The sequence below is a fragment of the Arthrobacter sp. TS-15 genome (genome assembly GCF_006964045.1).
In the GTDB taxonomy this organism is placed as follows: Bacteria; Actinomycetota; Actinomycetes; order Actinomycetales; family Micrococcaceae; genus Arthrobacter.
Map to the genome: position 1 here is coordinate 36,319 of NZ_SDXQ01000012.1, position 21,914 is coordinate 58,232.

At 63.1% G+C, this 21,914-nt stretch carries 21 protein-coding genes; 15 read left to right on the plus strand and 6 right to left on the minus strand.

Going from position 1 to position 21,914, the window contains the following annotated elements:
- Positions 1-122 precede the first annotated feature (122 nt).
- Together EU811_RS05100 and EU811_RS05105 are read left to right on the plus strand one after the other, a co-directional pair.
- Entirely contained in the window at positions 123-1,112 is a 990-nt protein-coding gene (locus EU811_RS05100) for an NAD-dependent epimerase/dehydratase family protein (RefSeq protein WP_142937466.1), read from the plus strand.
- Between the two features lie 56 nt (positions 1,113-1,168).
- Positions 1,169-2,482, plus strand: a complete 1,314-nt coding sequence (locus tag EU811_RS05105) for an LssY C-terminal domain-containing protein (protein WP_142937414.1) — start codon at positions 1,169-1,171, stop codon at positions 2,480-2,482.
- A gap of 255 nt (positions 2,483-2,737) precedes the next feature.
- Here EU811_RS05105 and EU811_RS05110 read toward each other — a convergent pair whose 3' ends face one another.
- Complete coding sequence (locus EU811_RS05110; protein WP_142937415.1) at positions 2,738-3,244, minus strand: universal stress protein; 507 nt, start codon at positions 3,242-3,244, stop codon at positions 2,738-2,740.
- Positions 3,245-3,379: 135 nt separating this feature from the next.
- Here EU811_RS05110 and EU811_RS05115 point away from each other — a divergent pair, with 135 nt between their 5' ends.
- On the plus strand, positions 3,380-3,580 hold the full coding sequence (locus EU811_RS05115) for a hypothetical protein (protein WP_142937467.1): 201 nt from the start codon (positions 3,380-3,382) through the stop codon (positions 3,578-3,580).
- A 36-nt stretch (positions 3,581-3,616) separates the two neighbouring features.
- Here the strand turns inward: EU811_RS05115 and EU811_RS05120 are convergent, their stop codons facing one another.
- A complete protein-coding gene (locus EU811_RS05120; RefSeq protein ID WP_142937416.1) occupies positions 3,617-3,961 on the minus strand; it encodes a CBU_0592 family membrane protein in 345 nt (114 codons plus the stop codon).
- Between the two features lie 180 nt (positions 3,962-4,141).
- Between EU811_RS05120 and EU811_RS05125 the strand changes: the two genes are divergently transcribed.
- The gene (locus tag EU811_RS05125) at positions 4,142-5,065 is read left to right on the plus strand and encodes a LysR family transcriptional regulator (protein ID WP_142937417.1); all 924 of its coding nucleotides are present in this window, start codon (positions 4,142-4,144) and stop codon (positions 5,063-5,065) included.
- Between the two features lie 37 nt (positions 5,066-5,102).
- Here EU811_RS05125 and EU811_RS05130 read toward each other — a convergent pair whose 3' ends face one another.
- Together EU811_RS05130 and EU811_RS05135 are read right to left on the minus strand one after the other, a co-directional pair.
- Positions 5,103-5,882: an isocitrate lyase/PEP mutase family protein gene (locus EU811_RS05130; RefSeq protein ID WP_142937418.1), complete on the minus strand. Its 780-nt coding sequence runs from the start codon at positions 5,880-5,882 to the stop codon at positions 5,103-5,105.
- Positions 5,883-6,000: 118 nt separating this feature from the next.
- The gene (locus EU811_RS05135; protein WP_142937419.1) at positions 6,001-7,203 is read right to left on the minus strand and encodes a GGDEF domain-containing protein; all 1,203 of its coding nucleotides are present in this window, start codon (positions 7,201-7,203) and stop codon (positions 6,001-6,003) included.
- A 307-nt stretch (positions 7,204-7,510) separates the two neighbouring features.
- On the opposite strand from EU811_RS05135, the gene EU811_RS05140 reads away from it, so the two are divergent.
- Both EU811_RS05140 and EU811_RS05145 read left to right on the plus strand, forming a co-directional pair.
- Positions 7,511-8,743 (plus strand): WD40/YVTN/BNR-like repeat-containing protein, encoded by a 1,233-nt coding sequence (locus EU811_RS05140; protein WP_223941249.1) that lies wholly within the window; start codon positions 7,511-7,513, stop codon positions 8,741-8,743.
- 7 nt (positions 8,744-8,750) lie between these two features.
- Positions 8,751-9,038, plus strand: coding sequence for a MoaD/ThiS family protein (locus EU811_RS05145; RefSeq protein ID WP_142937420.1), 288 nt, complete (start codon positions 8,751-8,753; stop codon positions 9,036-9,038).
- A 23-nt stretch (positions 9,039-9,061) separates the two neighbouring features.
- On the opposite strand, the gene EU811_RS05150 is transcribed toward EU811_RS05145, so the two are convergent.
- Positions 9,062-9,298: a hypothetical protein gene (locus EU811_RS05150; RefSeq protein ID WP_024818712.1), complete on the minus strand. Its 237-nt coding sequence runs from the start codon at positions 9,296-9,298 to the stop codon at positions 9,062-9,064.
- 227 nt (positions 9,299-9,525) lie between these two features.
- On the opposite strand from EU811_RS05150, the gene EU811_RS05155 reads away from it, so the two are divergent.
- Entirely contained in the window at positions 9,526-12,264 is a 2,739-nt protein-coding gene (locus EU811_RS05155; RefSeq protein WP_142937421.1) for an FG-GAP repeat domain-containing protein, read from the plus strand.
- Between the two features lie 175 nt (positions 12,265-12,439).
- On the opposite strand, the gene EU811_RS05160 is transcribed toward EU811_RS05155, so the two are convergent.
- Positions 12,440-13,777 carry an MFS transporter gene (locus EU811_RS05160; protein ID WP_142937422.1) on the minus strand — a complete coding sequence of 446 codons (1,338 nt, stop codon included), beginning with the start codon at positions 13,775-13,777 and terminating at the stop codon, positions 12,440-12,442.
- Positions 13,778-13,983: 206 nt separating this feature from the next.
- Between EU811_RS05160 and EU811_RS05165 the strand changes: the two genes are divergently transcribed.
- From EU811_RS05165 to pcaC, 8 genes are all read left to right on the plus strand, one after another.
- Positions 13,984-14,754 carry an IclR family transcriptional regulator gene (locus EU811_RS05165; RefSeq protein WP_142937423.1) on the plus strand — a complete coding sequence of 257 codons (771 nt, stop codon included), beginning with the start codon at positions 13,984-13,986 and terminating at the stop codon, positions 14,752-14,754.
- A 210-nt stretch (positions 14,755-14,964) separates the two neighbouring features.
- Entirely contained in the window at positions 14,965-15,864 is a 900-nt protein-coding gene (locus EU811_RS05170) for a shikimate dehydrogenase (protein ID WP_142937424.1), read from the plus strand.
- Positions 15,864-17,738 carry a bifunctional sugar phosphate isomerase/epimerase/4-hydroxyphenylpyruvate dioxygenase family protein gene (locus EU811_RS05175; RefSeq protein ID WP_142937425.1) on the plus strand — a complete coding sequence of 625 codons (1,875 nt, stop codon included), beginning with the start codon at positions 15,864-15,866 and terminating at the stop codon, positions 17,736-17,738. The genes EU811_RS05170 and EU811_RS05175 overlap by 1 nt, the downstream gene beginning before the upstream one ends.
- Positions 17,739-17,780: 42 nt before the next feature.
- A complete protein-coding gene (gene pcaH / locus EU811_RS05180) occupies positions 17,781-18,650 on the plus strand; it encodes a protocatechuate 3,4-dioxygenase subunit beta (protein ID WP_142937426.1) in 870 nt (289 codons plus the stop codon).
- Between the two features lie 5 nt (positions 18,651-18,655).
- Positions 18,656-19,255, plus strand: a complete 600-nt coding sequence (gene pcaG / locus EU811_RS05185; protein WP_142937427.1) for a protocatechuate 3,4-dioxygenase subunit alpha — start codon at positions 18,656-18,658, stop codon at positions 19,253-19,255.
- Positions 19,252-20,670 (plus strand): lyase family protein, encoded by a 1,419-nt coding sequence (locus tag EU811_RS05190; RefSeq protein ID WP_142937428.1) that lies wholly within the window; start codon positions 19,252-19,254, stop codon positions 20,668-20,670. Before pcaG ends, EU811_RS05190 begins: the two co-directional genes overlap by 4 nt.
- Complete coding sequence (locus tag EU811_RS05195; protein ID WP_142937429.1) at positions 20,663-21,466, plus strand: alpha/beta fold hydrolase; 804 nt, start codon at positions 20,663-20,665, stop codon at positions 21,464-21,466. The genes EU811_RS05190 and EU811_RS05195 overlap by 8 nt, the downstream gene beginning before the upstream one ends.
- Complete coding sequence (gene pcaC / locus EU811_RS05200; RefSeq protein WP_142937430.1) at positions 21,463-21,909, plus strand: 4-carboxymuconolactone decarboxylase; 447 nt, start codon at positions 21,463-21,465, stop codon at positions 21,907-21,909. The genes EU811_RS05195 and pcaC overlap by 4 nt, the downstream gene beginning before the upstream one ends.
- Positions 21,910-21,914 lie beyond the last annotated feature (5 nt).

The window sequence follows — 21,914 nt, forward strand, 5'->3', positions numbered from 1 at the left end:
GCCGTTTGTCTAACCAAGGAACAAGTAAGTCTCGTTATTATGTGCCGAGTTGACCTTGGGCGCGCGGGCCTATCGGTTACCCCCGCAAGCCAGTAGCGTGACTCGTGGAGATCGGAGCACCCATGAAAATCGTCGTGATCGGCGGCAGCGGCCATATCGGGTCCTTCCTGGTGCCCAGGCTTGTGCGCGCCGGGTACGAGGTCATCAACATCAGCCGCGGAAGCCGACCACCCTATGCCGACGTCCCCGAATGGCAGCAGGTCCGCCAGGTTACAGCGGACCGCGAGCACGAGGAACTTGAGGGCGTCTTTGGTGACCGGATAGCGGGACTGGGTGCCGACGTCGTGGTTGACCTCATTTGCTTCACGCTGGAGTCAGCCACTGCGCTGGTGAACCGGCTGCGCGGCGAGACAGCGCATCTGCTGCACTGCGGGTCGATCTGGCGCCACGGTGTCAGCTTGAAATTGCCCATCACCGAAGGATCGGATTCGGCTGGCGAACCCTCGGCCGCAGAACCAACTGACGATTACGGAATCCGGAAACGCGACATCGCCCGAATGCTCAAAGAGGAGACCGCTTCAGGGGGTCTGGCCACAACATCCATCCACCCCGGCCACATCGTGGGACCCGGCTGGTTCCCGATCGGGCCACTGGGCAACCTGGATCCAGGCGTGTGGCCCGTGATTGCTTCCGGGCAGACACTCAAGGTCCCCGGAAGCGGTACCGAGCTGATGCATCACGTGCACGCCGACGACGTGGCGCAGGCCTTTGAGAAAGCCATCCTCAACCGCGACGCTGCAGCCGGGGAAGACTTCACCATTGTTGCTCCCACAGCCCTGACGGTTCGTGGCTACGTGCGCATCGCCGCGTCCTGGTTCGGGCAGGATCCGCACATGGAGACCGTGAGCTGGGAAGAATTCCGACGAATCACCACTCCCGAATTTGCCGATTCCAGCTGGGCCCACCTTTCCCGCAACCACTGCATGAGTATCCACAAAGCCGCCTCCCTCATCGGGTACGCGCCCGGATACGAGCCCGAGCAGGCCATTCGCGAGTCCCTGCAATGGCTCATCAGCAACGGACAACTCCACGTGCCGAAGTTGCTCACGTAAGCCTGTACAAGCTGCATTCGAAGCCCGAAGCTTAAGGGGCCACAAGGGGGAGCTATATGTACAAGGCAGCGGCCAAGGATGTGACCGATTCCCGGCTGGATCACGCCTTCTTCATCCTTGGTGGCGCCGCTGCGGTGTGGTTGGCGTTCCTGCTGGTGGGGGAGAGCTTCCATTTGGGGTGGGGCCAGGTGTGGTTCTACTTCTTCTTTTGGGCGTTCCTCGCGTATCTCCTCCTCCCTCGCCTGCACCGCATCCTCACCACCATCTACGTTCCCGGCTACTTCATCGGCCGCGCCCGGACCAGCGACGGATTACTGGGAGATCCCGTAAACGTCGCGTTGCTGGGCGACGAGCCGCAACTCCATGCCGTCATGCGCGCGGCCGGCTGGACTCAAGCGGACGAAGTGACGCTCAAAAGCAGCCGCCGCATCATCAGCTCCACCATCTTCCGCCGGAGTTACTCCGAAGCCCCGGTCAGCCCGCTCTACCTCTTCGACCGGCAGCAGGACTTCGCCTATCAGCAGGAAGTGGACAACAACCCAGGCAAACGCCACCACGTCCGTTTCTGGCGATGCCCCGAAGGCTGGCTGCTGCCCGGCGGGCACAAAGTGGACTGGCTGGCCGCCGGCACCTACGACCGCAGCGTCGGGTTCTCACTCTTCACCCTGCAAATTACGCACAAGATCGAGCAGAACACCGACGTTGAGCGGGACCACATCATTACCAGCGTTACCGCCGCTGATCCACGCGTCACGGTGCAGGTGATTGAGGACTTCTCCACCGGCTACCACTCCAGGAACGGAGGCGGGGATTCGATTTCCACCGACGGCGACCTTCCCATCGTGGACGCGCGACGCGTGCAGGTCCCGGCCCACCAACCATCCCGCCCCACGGACAGCCGCGACAGACGGCCGGCGCCCACCATGGTGGGTGCCGCGTTGGTGGTGGCCAGGTCCATCGCGGCCTTTGTCCTGGCGCTGACACTGGTGACCTCTTCCGATGTGTTCTCGGACATCACCACCGACGGCGACCCCCTTGACCCGCAAACCACGACGACGGTTGTCACCTTTGTTGCCTTGGTGGTGCTGATCTTCGGGCTGGGGGAAGTTTTCCTTGCCTGGCGGATTTTCCTTGGCAGCAACGGGGCAAGGGTGATCGCGATGGGCCTCAGTTCTGTCTCCGTGGTGGTCCAAGCCGTTGACTACTTCACCGGAAGCACCAACATCACCCTCGAAGCCGGACTTTTCGGTGTGGCCACTGACATCCTGGTGCTCCTGGCGTTGTCCAGCCAACGGGCCCGGGTATATGCCAAGCGGCAGCGCGTCCCGGCCGTCCCGGCGTCGGTGGTCACCCGTCGCGTGTCTTCCTGACCCTTTTTGGTGGCTTCTCGCCGGCGACTCGCCGTCGCTACGGGCGTGTCGCGGGGGTTTCGGATTCAAAGTGGGTAGTGGCGGTACGCGGCGCCGCCTAAAGATGGCGCCGCTTAAACAAAAGAGCTCCGGAGTGCGTTATTGGGGGATACGCACTCCGGAGCGGTCTTTGAGCAGGGGCTTTCGCCGTCCTGCACTAATTACTCTACGTGCCGCGCGACGCCTTTGCCACCACCTCGAATAAGTACTTTCGCTTTAGTTTTTATGAGCAGCTTCGTGCCTCCTCTTTTGGGGCACAATCAGCACCGGACGCCGCTGGTGATGGCTCAGCCAAGCAGCCACCGAGCCATTCAAAGCCTCGGAAATACGGTGTCCCAAGCCAGGCTCAGGAGAGCCAACAATGATCATTGAGGCATCTATGTCAGAGGCCAGGCGTCCCAGCGCCCGGGCAGGATCGCCGGCAAGCAAGCGCAACGTCCAATCTGCCGTGCCGCCGTCCATGGCTTCCGCGATGGCCTTACCCAGATCATCCCGGATAACCGCCACGTCCTCGTCATCCTTTTCGGGGTGAAGGGACATCCGGTGAGTCTCACGCGAAGGATCCCACTCCACGAGGTAGCTGGCCTCATCCACATAAGCGCAAACCAGCGGCACGCCCAGTTGCTCGGCCAAGGTCCTGGCAGTTTGTAGTACTTCCACATGCTGGTCCGGCAGTACGCCCACAACTAAGGGAATCCGTCCGCTGAATCCTTCCGCAGCCATACCCCTATTGTTGCTCTGCGGCGTGTGCTTGAACAGCGTGTTTGGCGGATCCGGCTGCGATAAAGACGTCAGCATTGAGCCCTTGTAGAGACACCCGCCCCGGCCTACGGTTAATCCGAAGAAAGGCGGTCCGTGATGGAAATCTTCATGTGGTGGCTCGATCTGCACCTGGACAGTAAAGAGTGGCTGCGCGAAAACCTGCGGGCCGATGAACTTCCGCTCCAGGTGCTGCAGCACATTGCAGAAGCCGGAGGGCCCCATCCGGACAAGGTCAGTGGTGTCCTGACCACTGCGGATTGGGACTTCATCGAGACACAGTCGGAGTTTGTGGACTAACTGGCCCTGGTGAACCCGCTACTCCTGGTGAACCCGCTAGGCGCAGCTGGCTGCCGGGCGAGCAGCCGTGACAATGACCTGAGCGGCAGTGTCCGGGGCAAGTGGGTGACTTTCCTGAGCGTCAGCGGTGACACCCGAGGCCCGGTGCTGGGCCTTCATGCGCAGCAGTGCAATAGCTGAAATCAGGAACCACGCCACGTTGGTCACCACTGAGGGCCAAGCTCCGTGAAGTGTGCCGTTGATGATGAAGGCGCAGGAACCAAAGAGATTTACGGTTTGGAAAGTGCTGCCCGCCTGCAGCCATCCCATGGAGACCGCCATGTAGCCGCCGAGCATTGCCACAGCGCCGGCCCAACCGGCAATTTCGAACAGCAGTTCCATGGGAGTCCTTTCAGATTTGGGCATCCGGATAGAGCCGGCAGGCGGCGTAAGGTCCGGGATGGGGGCTTGATTCGGGGGTCGATGCTGCGTGACTGAATCGTGCTTGTGAGTCAATATTGAGGGACTTACCCCTTTAGTTCAATTGCATTATTCTGAATCCCATGTTTAGGAGTGCTTAACATGGAAATGGACCCCCGCAGGCTGCTGGTACTTCTCGCAGTTGCCCGCACCGGAGGCGTTCTTGCTGCCGCCGATGAACTGCGGATCACACCGTCCGCAGTGTCGCAGCAGCTCAGCAAACTCGAACACGAGGCGGGTCAGGCCTTACTCCTGCGGACCCCCAAAGGTTCAGTGCTCACCCCCGCGGGACTGGCCATGGCGGAGGCAGGGGAAGAGATAGAACGGGCCCTCAACGTTGCCCGCGCCCGCATGCAAAGCGAAGTCAACATTGCGGGAGTGGTGCGCGTGGGCGGCTTCACCAGCTTCATGCGCACAGTGGTGATCCCGCGACTTCCGGAATGGCGCAACCAGTACCCCCAGCTACAGATCCAGATTGTTGAAGACAGTTTCCCCGCGCTGATGCGGCTGCTACGTCAACGGCAGCTCGACGCCGTAGTGATTGAACAGGATTCGACGGCGGCAGAGCAGCGTCCGATGGCCGCCGGGATGGTCGAAGATCCCCTGCTGGACGAGCCCTGGAAGCTCGTGGTGCCGGCAGGAAGCCTGCTTGGCACGGACAACATAGACCTCAGTCGCCTGCCCTTGCCGTGGCTGGGAGTGGAACCGTCGGCAGCAAACACAGCAGTGCTCGGACGCCTCCGCCACTCAACGGGCAGCCGGATTGACACTGTTCACCAGTACCACGACACACTCACCGCGCTGGCACTTGTAGCGGCCGGTGAGGGGGTGGCCATTGTGCCTACCCTGGCTCTGACGGGCGTGGTCCACGATCACGTGGACATCCTGGATGTTCCAGGTTTAGGGACCCGGCACATCGCACTGCGCCGTTTCGACCGGCGAAAGGCAGCGAGCCTGCCGGTGGACACAGTGGCCCGCCTGCTCCGGGAATCGGCGGCTGCGTTCGATACCCGATCGGGCAGCTGACCGGTCCCGCCTTCGCTGACGGGACCGGCAGGATCAACTAGTTCAGCGCCGGGGTGTCAGTAGGGACCACGCCCGAGCCGTAAAGATCAGAGGCAAGATCCCGGAGGGCACGCAGGGCCACCCGCTGGGTGAACGGCCCATAGGACACGCGGGCCACACCAAGCGCCTGAAGCTCAGTTGCCGGAAGGGCGCCAGGTGCACCGATGACGGAGAGCTTCCCGTGCCCGAGGCCCTCAACCAGCGGCTCGATGACCTCACGAGTCATGGCTCCGGGCACGAAAACCAGCGACGCGCCGGCGTCGAGGAACGCCCGTCCCCTGACGATGGCGTCCTCGATGCTGTCCTTAATGGGCCGGTCGCCGCCACGGGCAATGGCATCAGTGCGGGCGTTCAGCTGGAACGCAATGCCTTCGTCCTCGGCGGCCGAAATGATCGCCTGAACACGGGCCACGGCCTCGTCGAAGGGCCGCAGACGGTCTTCTACATTCGCGCCAACCACGCCGATCGCGATAGCCCTGCGAATGGTCTCGGCAGGGTTCTCGTAGCCATCGTCCAGGTCAGCAGTGACCGGGTGATCCACGGCGTCGACAATTCGCTTGACCCCTTCCAGCGCGACGTCCAACGGCATGGTTCCGTCGGCATAGCCAAAGGCCGCAGCAATGGAATGCCCGGCGGTTGCGATGGCCTTGGTTTCAGGCAGGTCTGCCACAGTGCGGGCACTGATGGCATCCCACACATTGACCACGCTCAGGATTTCCGGTGCCTCATGCAGGGACTTGAGCTGTAGTGCACGTGCAGCGGTATTTGCTTCAGTCATCGTTGTTCTCCGTCATCGTTGTCCGTCATTCACGGGTGTAGCTACCACCCACAGCCTAGGCATAACGTCACACAGGTTGCGGGTAAGGCCTGACACCATGTCCTCGTATGTCCGTGTGCTACGGCCTTTGCTGAATCGTGGGTAGCGGCTCCACCGATTCCGCACCCACCACCTGGTCGCGGCCCTGGGCTTTGGCGCTGTATAACGCCGCGTCTGCCACACTGATCATGAAATTCAGGTCTGCGGCTTTGGCACCTGTGGATGTCACCCCATAGCTGACCGTGGGGTAGGGCAAACCAGCCGGATCTGCCATGGCGGACAGGCGCCGGCTGATTTCCGAGGCGATGGCCTCTGCCCGTTGTTGCGTCGCGCCCGGCAAGAGAAGAATGAACTCCTCACCGCCGTATCGCCCCACAAGATCCGTTGACCTTACTGACGCGGTGCAGGCCTCGGCAAAGGCACGCAAAGCAGCATCTCCTGCGGCATGTCCGTGTTCATCATTGACGGCCTTGAAATAGTCCAGGTCCGCCAGGATCAGTGCAGCGTTCTGGTGGGCAGCCGGGCCTGCCAGTTCCTTTTCGGCCAGGCCCAGGAAGGCGCCCCTGTTAAGCAGCCCGGTCAGATGGTCCCGTTCGGCACGTTCCCGGAGCCTCTTGATCAGGTGGCTGTTGCCGAGCGAGTTGATGGTGAAAGACAGCGAGACCAGCAGAATCAGGTGCATCAACGCCGCCGGTGCATAGCCGAAAAGTGTCCGGAAGGAACTCCCGTCCGGCCCTTCCAGTACAAACGTGACGCCCCGGCCCAAGTAGTACAGGGACGTAAGTCCGGCGATGAGGGCCAGAAACTTCGTCATCCGGGACTGGGCGGACTTCGCCAACCACAACTCTCCTGCGGCCATGCCAAGGCCTGCTGCCGTCATTCCCAGATACATCAAGCCTCCGGACCACAGGCTGGATTCGACACCGTCCATCGCTGATGCAAGGAAGGTGATCAGCGGTGCCGGCGATATCTGCCACGCGCTGACTTTTCGCTCGCGAAGAGCTCGAGCGCCGGCCCAAATGCTGAACGCACCGGCCACGATCAGCGCTTTGCCCGGCGGATTGGCCCAAGCCAGAAAGGAGGTTCCGTTCAGCAGGAAAGCGAAATTTCCGGCGAAGAAGAGAAGGAGGGCAACCCGCCACCACGTGGTGGAGGTGGACCGGATTCGCCGGGAGGAGGCGGCGGACAGCACTATCAGGGTCAACGTGACTATCCCCAGGACCATCCTTACGGAGAACGGGTCCAGGACTATCGCTCCTTCATGCAAAGAGGCTGTAATCATGGCTCGGTCCTGCTACCGGCCAACCACCGCGAACATCCTGTTTGTTGACCTCATGGCTCTTTGACCTCGCAAAACATCTGATCCCCCAGTAAGTTGTGGCGGCCGATTGGCCGCAAAACCACAGTCAAGCACGTTTTCCTGCTTCAGCATCCAACGGTCGCCACAAGCGGCGAAAAAGTTTTTCTGATTTTCGCGTCACGATCAGGGGTTTGGGTGCACCTTAACCGTAAGGGTCCCTCTTGCCCGAAGTTCGGACTATCCACATACGCCCAAAAAACCGTTGCTACCCGCACGCCCTGATGGTTCGATGGGGTTCATGGCTACCGCAGAGAGTTACGTCATCGCGATCGGAACCAAGAAAGGCCTGTGGCTCGCAAGCAGCCCGGACCGCAAAGTATGGTCCCTCTCCGGCCCGCACTTCCTGATGAGTGAAATACCCAGCATCGGGATAGATACACGGGACGGCAAAACACGAATCATGGTGGGTGTGCGGTCCGAGCATTGGGGTCCCACCGTTGCCCACTCGGACAACCTCGGCGCTACATGGACCGAGCCCGAGCACGGCGCCATCAAGTTCCCGGAGGGCACCGACGCCGCATTGGAGCGCATCTGGCAGATATACCCCGACGCCGCATCACGCCCGGGAGTTGTCTGGGCCGGGTGCGAGCCGATTTCCGTTTGGAAGTCAACCGACGGCGGCGAGCACTTCGAGCTGAACCGCGGACTCTGGGACCACCCCCACCGTAGTGAGTGGGGTGCCGGCTACGGCGGGGCGGCGGCGCACTCCATAGTGGTTGATCCTTCCGGGGAGAAGGTTCACATCGCCATGAGTACGGGCGGCGTTTACAGATCGCTCGACGGCGGCGCCTCCTGGGAGCCGCGCAACAAGGGAATCTCGGCCTACTTCATGCCCGATCCCAACCCGGAGTTCGGCCAGTGCGTTCACAAGATCGCGGCGGATGCCGCCGTCGAGGACCGTTTGTACGCGCAGAACCATCACGGCGTGTATCGCACGGACGATGGAGGCGAGAACTGGGACTCAATCGCGGACGGACTTCCGGCGGACTTCGGGTTCGTGATGCTGACTCATCCTCGGCGCGAGGGCACGGCGTGGGTGGTTCCGTTGAAAGCTGATGGCGAACGCATCCCGCCGGACAGCAAGCTCAGCGTCCATCGCACAGACGACGCCGGCCGGACGTGGAAAGAGCTGCATACCGGTCTCCCGGACCACGAATACAACGCCGTGCTGAGGGACGCAGCGTCCGTGGACACCGCCGAACCCACCGGCGTGTACTTCGGAACCCGCGGAGGCGCCGTGTATGCCAGCGCGGACGAGGGTGAGACGTTTACCGAAGTGGCATCGCACTTGCCGGACGTGCTGTGCGTGCGAGCCGCCGTCGTGGTGGGAAACCCGGCAGGGGCAGAAATCCCGCTGGCAGCCGCGGAAGCCACGTTGGTGGCGGAAACTGAACAATTCGTGGAGGCAGCAGCGCAGACGCGGGATCCTGGTACCGAAAACCAAGCCCCGGTGCCTGGTTAGGCCCATCATGGCTGACTATACGGTCGTGTTGCCTGGTGTCCTGCAGCCACTCGTCGGCGGACAGTCCTATCTGACTGCGTCCGCCGACGGGGCTGTGACCGTTGGACAGTTGCTGGACTCGGTGACCGGAGATTATCCGGTGCTGGCCAGGCGTTTGCGTGATGAAACCGGGGCTCTCCGCCGTTTCGTGAATATTTACGTTAACGGTGACGAGATCCGGCGTGTGAAAGGTCTTGATACTGAAGTTGCGGCCGGCCAGGAGGTTGTGATCATCCAATCCGTGGCTGGCGGCTGAGAGGGGTTTGGGGTCGAGCCGGATCAGGCGACACGCCAAACACTGCATTCGTCGGTGTTGATGGCTTTCCGCATTCCTGAGGCGTGGTCCATGATCCACACCACGCCGATGCCCGGCGCAGTTTCCTGGACGCGTCCGCGGCGGATAACCACGTCATCATAGGCGGGTCCCACGGACAGGCGGGCTTCGATCTCGTCTCCCCGATGGAGCTGGCTGATCGCGCGTATACGTGTTGTGTGTGTTGTGACTTCCTTCAACATGGTGGCCTCCTGGGCTGGAGCTTGTGCCTGCACTTGCCGGCTCTTCCAGTGTGGCGCGGCAATGTTGCCACGGTATTTCGGCCCGGTTAGGGTCCCGTTAGCATTCCGGGATGGTTGGGTTTCCAGGTGAACAGCCCCGCCTGCCGGGCTCGGTGACTACCCGGTTGTAGCCTGATCTCGGTTGCTGAGACTCACAGGAACCACAGGCTCCGGCTCAGGGAGATCGAATGGGTGCGCTACGGCGATCAATCGCGTTATCTACAGGCTTGGTGGTGTTTGCTACCGGCCTGTTCTTCGTACAGACCCCCGCGACGGCGGTGCCGTTGCCCGGGCCGGACAATCCGAACGTCCAGTTCGTGGAGGGTACGCCGCACTCGGAGCATGAGTTCGAGAATCCCCCCGAGCGTGCCACGCCGTTCAATACCGGCCCTGACTCGGGCGCAGGTCCAGACTCCGGCGCGGCGGCTGCCGGGCCCAGCGGCGACATCCGGGTACGGCTGGTCACGGCCAAATTGGCGGACAACGGCAACACGGTCTCCATGACCAGTGCCGAGCAAGCTGTCACTGCGTCCAGCAATTACTGGAAAGCCATGACGGCCAACAAACTGTCCATGACGGTGAATACCAAGGTTGCCGGTCACCAGTCCAAGGCGAAGTCCACCGATAGCTACAGCACCATCATGTCCACCATCACCAGCGAGCTGGGTTGGTCGGCCAGCCCGTACACGGCACTGGTGATTTTCATTCCCACGTCCACTTTGTCCGGAAACGCCCTGGGCGCCGGATACAGCAGCGGAAGCTACAGCGGCCGGGTCCTCCTGCCGCAAATCAGCGGGTTCACGAACAACGTGATGAGCCATGAGTTCGGGCATGTCATCGGCCTGATGCATGCGGACGCGTTGCAGTGCGGCAGTGGTGCGTCCGACGTCGGCGTTGACGGTTACGGTCGGTTCACGGATCCTTCGTGCTACATCCGGGAGTACGGTGACACGACGGACATCATGGGTGCCGCCCAATTCGAATCGCCCGTGGTGAGCAGCTCGCTCTGGGACTACGCGGGGCTGGGTCGTGGCGACGAAATCCGGGACGTGGGGATTGCCACCGGCGCTAAGACCTACACGCTCAAACCATGGGGTGGAACGGATGCCCAGCGTGCCATCAAGTTCACGGATCCCATCAGCAAAGAGGTCTACTACCTTGAGCTGCGGCAGGCCGCCGGATATGACAGCTACCTGGACGACTCCGGCAAGCCAGCAGGAAACAGGGGCGTCAAGATCGTCCAACGCGGCGGAGCCACGGTCGCTTCGTCCCTGATCCTCATGCCGTCCACCAAGCCATTCCCGGAACCTTGGTACGCCACCAACCACGCATGGCAGGCCGGCAGCACTTTCACCACCTATACCGGCACTCAGGTGACCATCAATTCGGTGTCCACCACAACGGCGTCGGTCACTATTTTTGCCGACCCCAAGCTCACGGCGAAGATTCGGTTCTCGGCCGGCGACTTCGACGGCGATAAGCTCGCCGACGTCCTCTCCCGTGAGGCGGACGGCTCCCTGATGCTGTACACAGGACTGCCCGGTAACAGGCTCAACAATCCCCGTGAGATTGGCTCGGGATGGAACATCTTTGATGCCATCACCGGTATCTCGGACTTTGACGGCGACGGCCGCGGGGACATTTTGGCACGCACCAGCGACGGTGCCTTGTGGCTGTATCCGGGCGATGGTCGCGGCGGTTTCCTGGCCAAGCGGCAGATCGGATCAGGTTGGCAGGGCTTCTCAAACCTCATTGGCGTGGGGGATTTCGACGGCGATGCCCGCCCCGATCTCATGGCCACCAAGCCCGATGGCAGTCTGTGGCTCTACCCAAGCGACGGCCAAGGTGGATTCCGGGCATGGTCGCAGATCGGCTCCGGCTGGAACGGCTTCACCAGCATCACTTCCGACGACTCCTTTAGCGGTGCCGGTGCCGGACTGCTGGCGCGGACAAGCGACGGCACTCTCTACCTGTACCCCGGAAACGGCTGGGGTGGCTTCGTGCCCCGCATCAACCTCGGGGGTGGTTGGAATTCGGTGGGCGACATCGTGAGTGGGCAGGACTTCACGGGTGATGCGAAGTCGGACGTGCTGACCGCGACCTCGTCAGGAACCATGCGCCTCTACCCGGGCAGCGGTTCGGGATTTGCCGATCGGCTGGCCATTGGGGCCGGGTGGAACCAGTTCAGCCAGGTGTGGGAGGCAGGAGATTTCGACGGCGATGGTGTCGCGGACATCCTTGCCCGCGGCACCAATGGTGTGTTGTGGCTCTACCCCGGCAACGGTTCCGGCGGATTCCTGCCAAGGGTCCAAGTGGGTTCTGGGTGGGCCGCGTTCACCTCCGTTCTCAGTGCGGGAGATTTCGACGGCGATGGCCACCCGGACCTTGTGGCGCGGACCTCTGACGGTGTGTTGTGGCTGTATCCGACGGATGGGCGCGGCCAGTTCCTGGCCCGCAAACAGATTGGCACAGGGTGGCAAGGCTTCACGCAGATGCTGGCACCGGGCGACTTTTCGGGCGACGGCAAAGCCGATCTCGTGGCGCGGGCCGCCGACGGAAATCTTTGGCTCTACCCGGGCAACGGAGCCGGTGGTTTCCAGTCATGGCGGCAGATCGGAACCGGCTGGAACATTTTCGATTCAGTCATGCAGGGCGGTGACTTCAACGGCGATGGCCGGGAAGACATCATGGCCCGCGGAAGCGATGGCTCACTGTGGCTCTACCCGGGCAACGGCAACGGGGGCTTCCTGACACGGGCTTCCCTGGGGGCAGGCTGGAACATGTTCTCTACCTTCGCCGCTTTGGGGAATGGCTTTACGGGATTGGGGAATCCTTCAGTTGTTGGAATCGCCGGTGATGGAACATTGTTCCTTTACGTCGGCACCGGCCAGGGGGCCTTCCAGAAGGTGGTGGTGGACCCGCGGTAGGGGATTAGCGCCTCGCTCCTGCCCAGTTGCGCCCCTCCCGTTGTGCGCTCCTGCCCAGTTGCGCTCCCGCCCAGTGCCAGACCCGGCCCGCGAGCAGCAAAATGCCCGGCACGTCACAGGACGTGCCGGGCATTTCCGTTGCTCCAGGCCGAGTAACCGGGCAGGAGCGTCGGGGTTAGACGTGCTGGTGTGGCTTGTGGATGCCAAGTTCCGCAGTGGGCGTCTTGGCTGATTCGCGGGCTGTCATGGCCGAGACAGCTGCGATGACGCAGATGACCGCGGTAAAGATGGAGATCTGGACCCAACCGCCGGGCTTGGTGCCACCCAGGGCGGTGACGATTGCGGGAGCGAAGCCTGCCATTAGGAAGCCGAGCTGCGTACCGATGGCCAAGCCGGAGAAGCGGACCTTGGTGCTGAACATTTCACCGTAGAAGGACGGCCATACTGCGTTGGCTGCGGCGTATCCGAAGGAGAAGTAGACAACGGAGACCAGGAACATCAGCGGCACATTGCCGCCCTCCAGGGTCAGCAGGAACACCGGCGTCATGATGGCGCTGGACAAAGCTCCGTAGATGAATACGGGTTTGCGGCCGATCTTGTCCGAGAGCATGCCGAACAGTGGCTGGGTTCCCAGGGCAACAACGTTTGCCGCGACCACCAGCCAGAGCGTGATGGTGCTGTTGACGCCGGCAACGTCCTGGGCGTATTTGATGGCGAGCGTACCAAAGACAGTGCTGACGGCGGCGATGAAGGCGCAGCAGACCACGCGGAGAACATCGCGCCAGTGCAGCCTGAGGAGGTCGGCAACGGGGAGCTTGGAGATCTGGTTGTTCTTCTTGGCTTCGGCGAATGCGGGCGGTTCGTGCAGGGTGCGGCGGATGAAGAAGGCCACCAGTACTACCACAGCGCTGAGCCAGAACGGGATGCGCCAACCGATGCCGTACTTGATGTCATCCGGCAGGGCCACCACGGGGATGAAGACGAGGGCTGCAAGGATTTGGCCACCCTGTGTACCGGTGAGGGTCCAGGAGGTGAAGAAGGAGCGGCGGTTGTCCGGGGCGTGCTCAAGGGTCATGGAGGAAGCGCCGGCCTGCTCGCCTGCAGCGGAGAGGCCCTGGCAGAGCCGGGCGAGGACCAGCAGGGCCGGAGCCCACCAGCCAATGGTCTTGAAGTCGGGGAGGCAGCCGATAACAAATGTGGCTGCCCCCATGAGGACCAGCGTGAACATCAGGACCTTCTGCCTGCCAATGCGGTCACCGAAGTGACCCAGAATCACCGCACCCACGGGGCGGGCAACGTAGGCGAAGCCGAAAGTTGCGAAGGACATGATGGCCGCGTTCGCGTCGGCGGAGGGAAAGAAGACGTGGGGGAAGATCAGGGCCGCGGCAGAGCCGAAGATGAAGAAGTCGTAATACTCGACGGCGCTGCCCAGGAAGCTGGCAAGCGCGGCTTTCTTGGGGGTTCCGGAAGTGGTTTCAGTGCCTGGCGTCGCTGACGGCATTGTTTGGCTCATGGGGTGTTCCTTCTGTGACGACGATGTCGCGGATCTGGCTTCTGTGGGGAGACCCAAGCATGGTGCGGCCGGTCGATCCCTGCATTAGTAACCACATGGTGAGAGCTACTTGTGCAATACAGCAATAGTGGCTGTGAGTGGGGTCACTTGTCAAGAGATGTCACCACCATCTAGAAATAGCTCTCACTATGTGAGAGCATCAAAACATGAGTGTGAAAGAGGACACAAAGACCGACATGGTCGGCAAGGCCTTGAGCCTGTTGGTTCTATTGGGAAATGAACCGCGCGGGGCGAGTGCGGCGGATCTGGCAAGGAGTGCGAATCTCCCGTTCAGCACCACGTACAGACTGCTGGGTTCACTGACCCGCGATGGATTTGTTGACTACGAGCCCGATGGGCGTCGGTACCACTTGGGACTACGCGTCTTCCAGCTCGGCCAGCGCGTTTCCAATCACCACGGCTTCGCGGCAACGGCGCTGCCCGTCCTTCAGCGTGTCACTGAAATTACGCATGAGGCCACCATCTTGTCCGTGCGCGACGGCAATCATCACCTCACTGTAAACAAGGTGGACGGACCCAAGACCTTTCGGGTCACCAGCGACCCCGGTCACCTGGGCGCCTTGCACACTACCTCCGTGGGTAAGGCGATCGTGGCGTTTGAGGATGAGATCGAGCGGAAGAGGCTGCTGGAGGAGCTCCCCCTGGATCCGCTCACCGAGCACACCATTACCGACCGCGACAAGTTCCGCGAGGAGATCGAGCAGGTGCGACGCCAGGGTTACGCGGTGATGGATGAAGAAAACGAGATTGGCATGCGCGCCGTCGCTGTTCCGGTTCTCAACTCACAGGGCCATGCGTTCGCCTCCCTCGCCACGGCCGTCCCGGTGTTCCGCATGAGCATGGAGGAATTGATTGCCCACGTCCCTACCCTGCAGGAGGCCGCGGCTGAACTCGCGGCCCGCCTGCCCCAGCGGTGACCCTCACCCAACCAGGTCGCAATAGTGCGCGTTTAGACGGCTCTAAGCGCGCTTAACTGCTACTTGGTTGGGTGCGCACTGTGGAAATGTTCGCGATAAGAACAAGCGTGCGGAATATGAACACTTGTAGTAATCTAAATAACACCCCGGCTGGAAGCGCCCCAGAAAGCGCCAAAAGCTCGGCGGTGCTGAAGTCAAAGGAGCTTTAGGATGAGCAACCGAGCCGAGTCCGTTCTGGTGGGCCTCGTAGGCGAAGGCGTCATGCCCTCACTCACGCCGCCCATGCACGAACGCGAAGCCGATGTGCAGGGCCTTCGCTTGCTGTACCGCCCCATCGACTTGCTGGAACTGCAGTTGCCGGCCACCGCCGTCGGGGATCTCCTGACGGCGGCGCAGCGCATGGGCTTCAACGGACTGAACATCACGCATCCGTGCAAGCAGTTGGTGCTGGGGCACCTTGATGAAATTTCCGACGACGCCGCGCGCCTGGGTGCCGTCAATACCGTCCTGATTCAGGACGGCCGGCTGATTGGCCACAACACTGACTTCTCCGGCTTCGGCTCGGCGCTCGCGGACGGCCTCCCCGAGGCGCGACTAGACCGCGTAGTTCAGTTAGGTGCAGGCGGTGCCGGTTCCGCCGTCGCCTACGCACTCCTCAAAGCCGGCGTCGGCACCCTGGACCTGGTGGACATGGATCCCGCCCGCGCCGCGGAACGTGCCGCCGAGCTCGGGGGGCTTTTCCCTGAAGCCACCGTTACGCCGCGGAGCATCAACGAGCTGCCCGAGATCATGCCCCTCGCTGACGGCTTGGTGCACTGCACTCCCATCGGCATGGCGGCCCACCCCGGGCTCCCCTTGGACATGGGCCTGGTGGAGCCGCGGCATTGGGTGGCGGACATCGTCTACCGCCCCATCGAAACGCAACTGGTCCGCGAGGCGCGGGCCAAGGGATGCGACGTCCTCGACGGCGGTCGCATGGCAGTCGGTCAGGCAGCCGACGCCTTCCAGCTCATCACTGGACGCGAGGCGGACCGCGATCGCATGCGGGCGCACTTCCTGGAGCTGATCGCCGCCGAAGAAGAGGCGCTCTTGGCAAAGGCGGCCAACTGATGCGCACCGGAATCGCCACGGTTTGCCTGTCCGGCACGCTGAAGGAGAAGATGCAGGCCTGCGCGATTGCGGGCTTCGATGGCATCGAGATCTTCGAACAGGACCTCGTCACGTCCCCCCACAGCCCGGAAGAGGTCCGGACAATGGCCGCCGACCTCGGCTTGGGCCTGGATCTCTACCAGCCGTTCCGGGATTTCGACGGCGTCACTCCGGACCTGCTGAAGGCCAACCTCAAGCGGGCCGAGGCCAAGTTCAAGCTCATGTCACGTTTGGGCATGGACACCATCCTGGTCTGCTCCAACGTGGCCACGGCAACCATTGACGACGACGATCTCAGAGCCGAGCAGCTCGCGGAATTGGCAGAGTTGGCCGGGGCGCACGGCGTCAAGGTTGCCTACGAAGCCCTGGCGTGGGGCAAATACGTCAACGACTACGAGCACGCCTACCGCCTGGTTGAGATGGTGGACCACCCCAACCTCGGCACCTGCCTTGACTCCTTCCACATTCTTTCCCGTGACTGGGACACCGCGCCGATCGAGCAGATCAACGCGGAGAAAATCTTCTTCGTTCAGGTTGCCGACGCCCCCAAGCTCTCCATGGACGTGCTGTCCTGGAGCCGCCATTACCGGGTTTTCCCGGGTGAGGGCCAGTTCGAGCTTGCCAAGTTCATGGGCCACGTTGTCCGTGCCGGATACACGGGCCCGGTCTCCCTCGAGGTCTTCAATGATGTCTTCCGCCAGTCGGACACCGAGCGCACCGCCGTGGATGCCATGCGCTCCCTCATCTGGCTGGAGGAACAGAGCGCCAAGTGGCTCGCAAGCACCTCCGTGGCAGATGCACCGGAAGACAAAGCCGCGTCCCGCCGTCGTTATCCCATGGAACTGGCCACGCTGCCCAAGGTGAGCGAACCCGCCGGCTTCAACTTTGCCGAGGTCAAGGCTGACGACACCGCTCAGCTTGAGAAGCTCCTGGGCCAGCTCGGCTTCGGGTTCGAAGGCCGCCACCGCACCAAGGATGTCCAGCTCTGGACCATGGGCCAGGCGCGCGTCATCATCAACGAGCAAGCGGCCTCGCACACCGAACCGGCTATCGCCGCGTTGGGGTTCGACGTCGACTCTCCAGTGATTGCCTCCGCTCGCGCCCAGCAGCTCAAGGCGCCCGTGGTGGCCCGCAAGGTCCAGGCCGACGAGGAAGTCTTCCAAGGCATTTCTGCCCCTGACTCCACCGAGATCTTCCTGTGCCAGGGCAGCCCGGACGGGACGGCGGCGTGGACGCACGAGTTCGGCGAGGGTCTGGAACACGCCTCCAGCGCACAGAACGCCGTCATTGACCACGTCAACCTCGCCCAGCCGTGGCAGCACTTCGACGAAGCCGTCCTCTTCTACACCAGCGCCCTCGCCTTGGAACCGCAACCCTTCGCGGAGGTCCCCAGCCCCAGCGGACTGGTGCGCTCGCAGGTGATGCAGACCAGCAACGGCGCCGTCAGGCTGGTGCTCAACCTGGCTCCGGCCCAGCAGGCACAAGAAAAAGCCCGCAAAACGTACCAGGAACACATCGCGTTCGCCGTGGAAGACCTCGTGGCTACGGCCCGGTCCGCCCGCGATCGTGGCCTTGAGTTCCTCCAGATTCCGGCCAACTACTACGAGGACCTGGACGCCCGGTTCGATCTTGAACCCGGATTCCTGGCCACCCTCAAGGAGCTCAACCTCCTCTATGACCGGGACGCCAACGGCGAGTTCCTCCACTTCTACACGGCCACTGTGGGCAGTGTGTTCTTCGAAATGGTGGAGCGCCGCGGCAACTACGACGGCTACGGGGCGCCCAACGCCCCGGTGCGCCACGCCGTCCAATACGACTCGCTCCACCGGGCTTAGACCCGAAACCAAAGAGAATCCATCAACCGAAAGGAGCCGGCCGTGCCGCAAGAACAGACAGCACCAGCGCTCGAATCCGAGGAGCTCGTGCCCGCCGCTGAGCCACACGCTGCGCACGATTCCAAGAAAGTGGAAACCCAGGCCGATCTCAGTGCTGAGATCAAGGGCATCGGGGACCGCTACGCCGAGGCCCTGAAGAATGGCAAAGGCCCGGAAACCATGCCGCGCCTGGACTACGCTCCTTACCGCAGCAGTATCCTCCGCCACCCCACCAAGAGCCTGCACCACGCGGACCCGGAGACAATCGAGCTCTACTCGCCCGCGTTCGGACACCAGGATGTCCACGCCTTGGAATCGGACCTGACCATCCAGCACAACGGCGAGCCCCAGGGCGAACGCATCATCGTGGCCGGCCGCGTCCTTGATGGCGACGGCAGGCCGGTTGCCGGTCAGCTCGTGGAGATCTGGCAGGCCAACGCCTCCGGCCGCTACATCCACAAGCGCGACCAGCACCCCGCACCGCTGGACCCGAACTTCACCGGCGTCGGGCGTTGCATCACCGGCGACGACGGCTCGTACAGCTTCACCACCATCAAGCCCGGCGCGTACCCGTGGAAGAACCACCTGAACGCCTGGCGCCCGGCCCACATCCACTTCTCCATGTTCGGCTCGGAGTTCACCCAGCGAATCGTCACCCAGATGTACTTCCCGGGCGACCAGCTCTTCCCGCTGGACCCCATCTACCAGTCGATCGTGGACCAGGATGCCCGCGACCGCCTGGTGGCACAGTACGACCACGAGCTGACCAGTCCGGAATGGGCCCTCGGCTACAAATGGGACATCATCCTGACAGGTTCCAAGCGGACCTGGACCGAAAACGAAGCATACGGCGACGCCGGGGACGAGGAGTAAAGCGCATGAGCAAGCTGGCACCCACACCGGGTCAGACCGTAGGCCCTTTCTACGGCTACGCCCTCCCCTTCAACAAGGACAACGAACTCCTGGCGCCGGGCAGCCCCGGCAGCATCCGCCTCCAGGGCACCGTGTATGACGGCGCGGGCAATGCCATTCCGGACGCCATCCTGGAAATCTGGCAGCCGGACTCCGAGGGCAAGATCGTCCAGCGCACCGGCTCCCTGGTCCGCGACGGCTACACGTTCACCGGCTGGGGCCGCGGCTCCGTGGGCAACTCGGGCGTGTACACGTTCACCACGGTCAACCCCGGCCCCACGGCTCCCGGCGCTGCAGCGTTCATCTCCGTGGCTGTGTTTGCCCGCGGCCTCATGAACCGCCTCTTCACCCGTGTGTACCTGCCGGAAAACGAGGAAGCGCTGGCCAACGATCCTTTGCTGAGCTCCCTGGATCCCGAACGCCGCAAGACCCTGATCGCACGCCGCGATCCCGACGGTGGCCTCACCTGGGACATCCGCCTGCAGGGCGGCGACGAGACCGTGTTCCTGGATTTCCAGCAGGACGGATCGCTGGATCTGGCTTCCGAGGATCAGGCAACCCGATGACCGACGGCGACTTCGGCCTCCTGAGCCCCGTTTCGGCGTCGCCCGCTGTGACGGCGCTGACGGGCGACCGTGCCGTGATGGCGGCAATCCTCGACGTCGAAGCCTCTTGGGCTTCCGTCCTCGAGGATGCGGGGCTGGTCCCCGCCGGATCCGCCGCTGTGGTGGCCGAAGCCGCCTCGATCGAGCATTACGACGCTGCCTCAATTGCCGAACGCGCCCAGGGTGGCGGCAACCCGGTCATTCCCTTGCTAGGAGACTTGCGCGCCCGCGTCCGGGAGTTGGACTCGGGCGGGATCGGTGCCGGCAAAGCCGTCCACACCTCGCTGACCAGCCAGGACGTCCTGGACTCAGCCCTCATGCTGCTGGCCAGCCGCACCATTTCAGCGTTGCTGGCTGACGTCAAGGGCACGACGACGGCGCTCGCCACCTTGGCGGAGCAGCATGCGGACACGCTGTGCGTGGGCAGGAGCCTGACGCAACACGCGCTTCCGTATACGCTCGGGCTCAAGGCTGCGCAGTGGTTCCAGGGCGTAGCGGCTGCCGCTGCCCGCTTTGAATCCCTGGAATTGCCGGTTCAGTTCGGCGGGGCCGGTGGGACGTTGGCCTCCGGCACGAAGCTCACCGCTGGCTCGGCCTCTACGCCGTTCACCCTTGCGGATTCCTTGGCTGCCGAACTGGGCCTCGCACCTGTTCCGGCCCCTTGGCACACCAACCGCCTGGCCATCACGGCCCTGGGCGACGGCCTCGCTGCCGTCATCGATTCCTTCGGCAAGATCGCTGCCGACCTGCTCTTCCTGAGCCGACCGGAAGTTGCTGAACTTGGCGAACCCCTGGCTGCCGGACGCGGTGTTTCTTCGGCCATGCCGCAGAAGCAGAACCCCGTGCTGTCAGTCCTGATCCGCAGCGCAGCGTTGCAGGCTCCTGGTCTTGCAGCTCAACTGCACCTCGCGGCGGCTACCTTCAACGACGAGCGGCCCGATGGCGCCTGGCACAGTGAATGGCCGGCCCTGCGCCAACTGCTCGCGTTGGCTCTGGGGGCTGCCGGTCACCTCCGCGAGCTCACCGAAGGCCTGCGGGTCTTCCCCGACGCCATGCGCCGGAACCTCGAGCTCTCGGGACCACTGCTGCTCAGCGAAGGTGTGTCGGCCGCCGTCGCGCCTCTCCTCGGCGAGGACGGAAAACAAAAGCTGCAGGCCGTCGTCGACGAGACCCTGAAGGCGCCCGCCGCCGAGCAGTCCCGGATTTACACCAAGCTTTTGCGTGAAGCCGTGCCCGCGGACAAGCTCTCGGACGCCGAACTCGAAGCTCTCCTGAACCCCGCGAGCTATCTCGGCGAAGCATCGGAGATCAGCCGCCGCATCCTGGCCGCCTACCCGGATTATGCAGGAACCTCGAAAGGAGCCCCCCGTGGCTAAGCCAACTGTCAAGGCCGTACTGCTGTCCCCGCAGCGTGAACTGGGAGCCAAACCGCTCTTGGTGGTGGGCCCGTCATTGGGCACCTCCACCATTCTCTGGACCGAAACCGCGTCGCTCCTCGGCGACGACTACGACGTCATCGGCTGGGACCTCCCGGGCCACGGCATCTCGCCGACCACCACGGAAGGTTTCGATGTTGCGGAACTGGCTGACGCCGTCGTCGATCTTGTCGACTCGGTGTCGCCGGAATCAAAGTTCCACTACGCCGGTGTTTCGCTGGGCGGGGCCACGGGCCTGCAGCTTGGCATCAAGCACGGCGACCGGCTCCGCAGCCTGTCCGTCCAGTGCAGCGGCGCCAAGCTCGGCACCCCCGAAGGCTGGCTGGAACGCGCGGAGACCGTCCGCAATCTCGGCACGCCTGTGATGATCCAAGGCTCCGCTGAACGCTGGTTCGGCCCCGGTTTCATGGACCGTCAGCCGGACATCAGCAGCCGTCTCCTGCACGCCCTCCGCGACGCCGATCGCTTTGGCTACTCGTTCTGCTGCGAAGCCCTCGCCGCATTCGATGTCCGCGAGCAACTGGGCAGCATCACCGTTCCCACGCAGGTGATTGCCGGCGTCGAGGATTCCGTGGCTCCGCCGTCGATGGCCGAATCTGTTGCGGACGGGATCAGGGCTGGCGGCGGTTTCGCCGTGGTGGAAACGCTCGACGGCGTGGGTCACCTGGCGCCCGCAGAAGCGCCGGCCGCTGTGGCCGGCTTGATGCGCACTTTCATGAAGGAGAACGGACGATGAGTACTGTTTCCGGCGATGCTGAACGCAACGGCGCCGTCCAGCCAGATGCCACCGCACAGGACATTTACGACGCCGGCATGGTGGTTCGCCGCGAAGTGCTGGGCGATGCGCACGTGGACCGGGCCAACGCAGGCAAGGACTCCTTCACGGAGGACTACCAGGACATGATCACCAGGATCGCCTGGGGTGGCATCTGGACCCGGCCGGGCCTGAGCCGGCAGATGCGGTCCGCCGTTACCCTCACGGCACTGGTAGCGCACGGTCACTGGGATGAGCTGGCCATGCATATCCGGGCAGCCCTCAACAATGGCCTGAGCAGGGACGAGATCAAGGAAATCCTGCTGCAGACCGCCATTTATTGCAGTGTGCCGTCGGCCAATTCCGCGTTCAAGACGGCCCAGAAGGTCTTCGCCGAGATCGACGCGGCCTCCACCCCCAACTAGTCCCC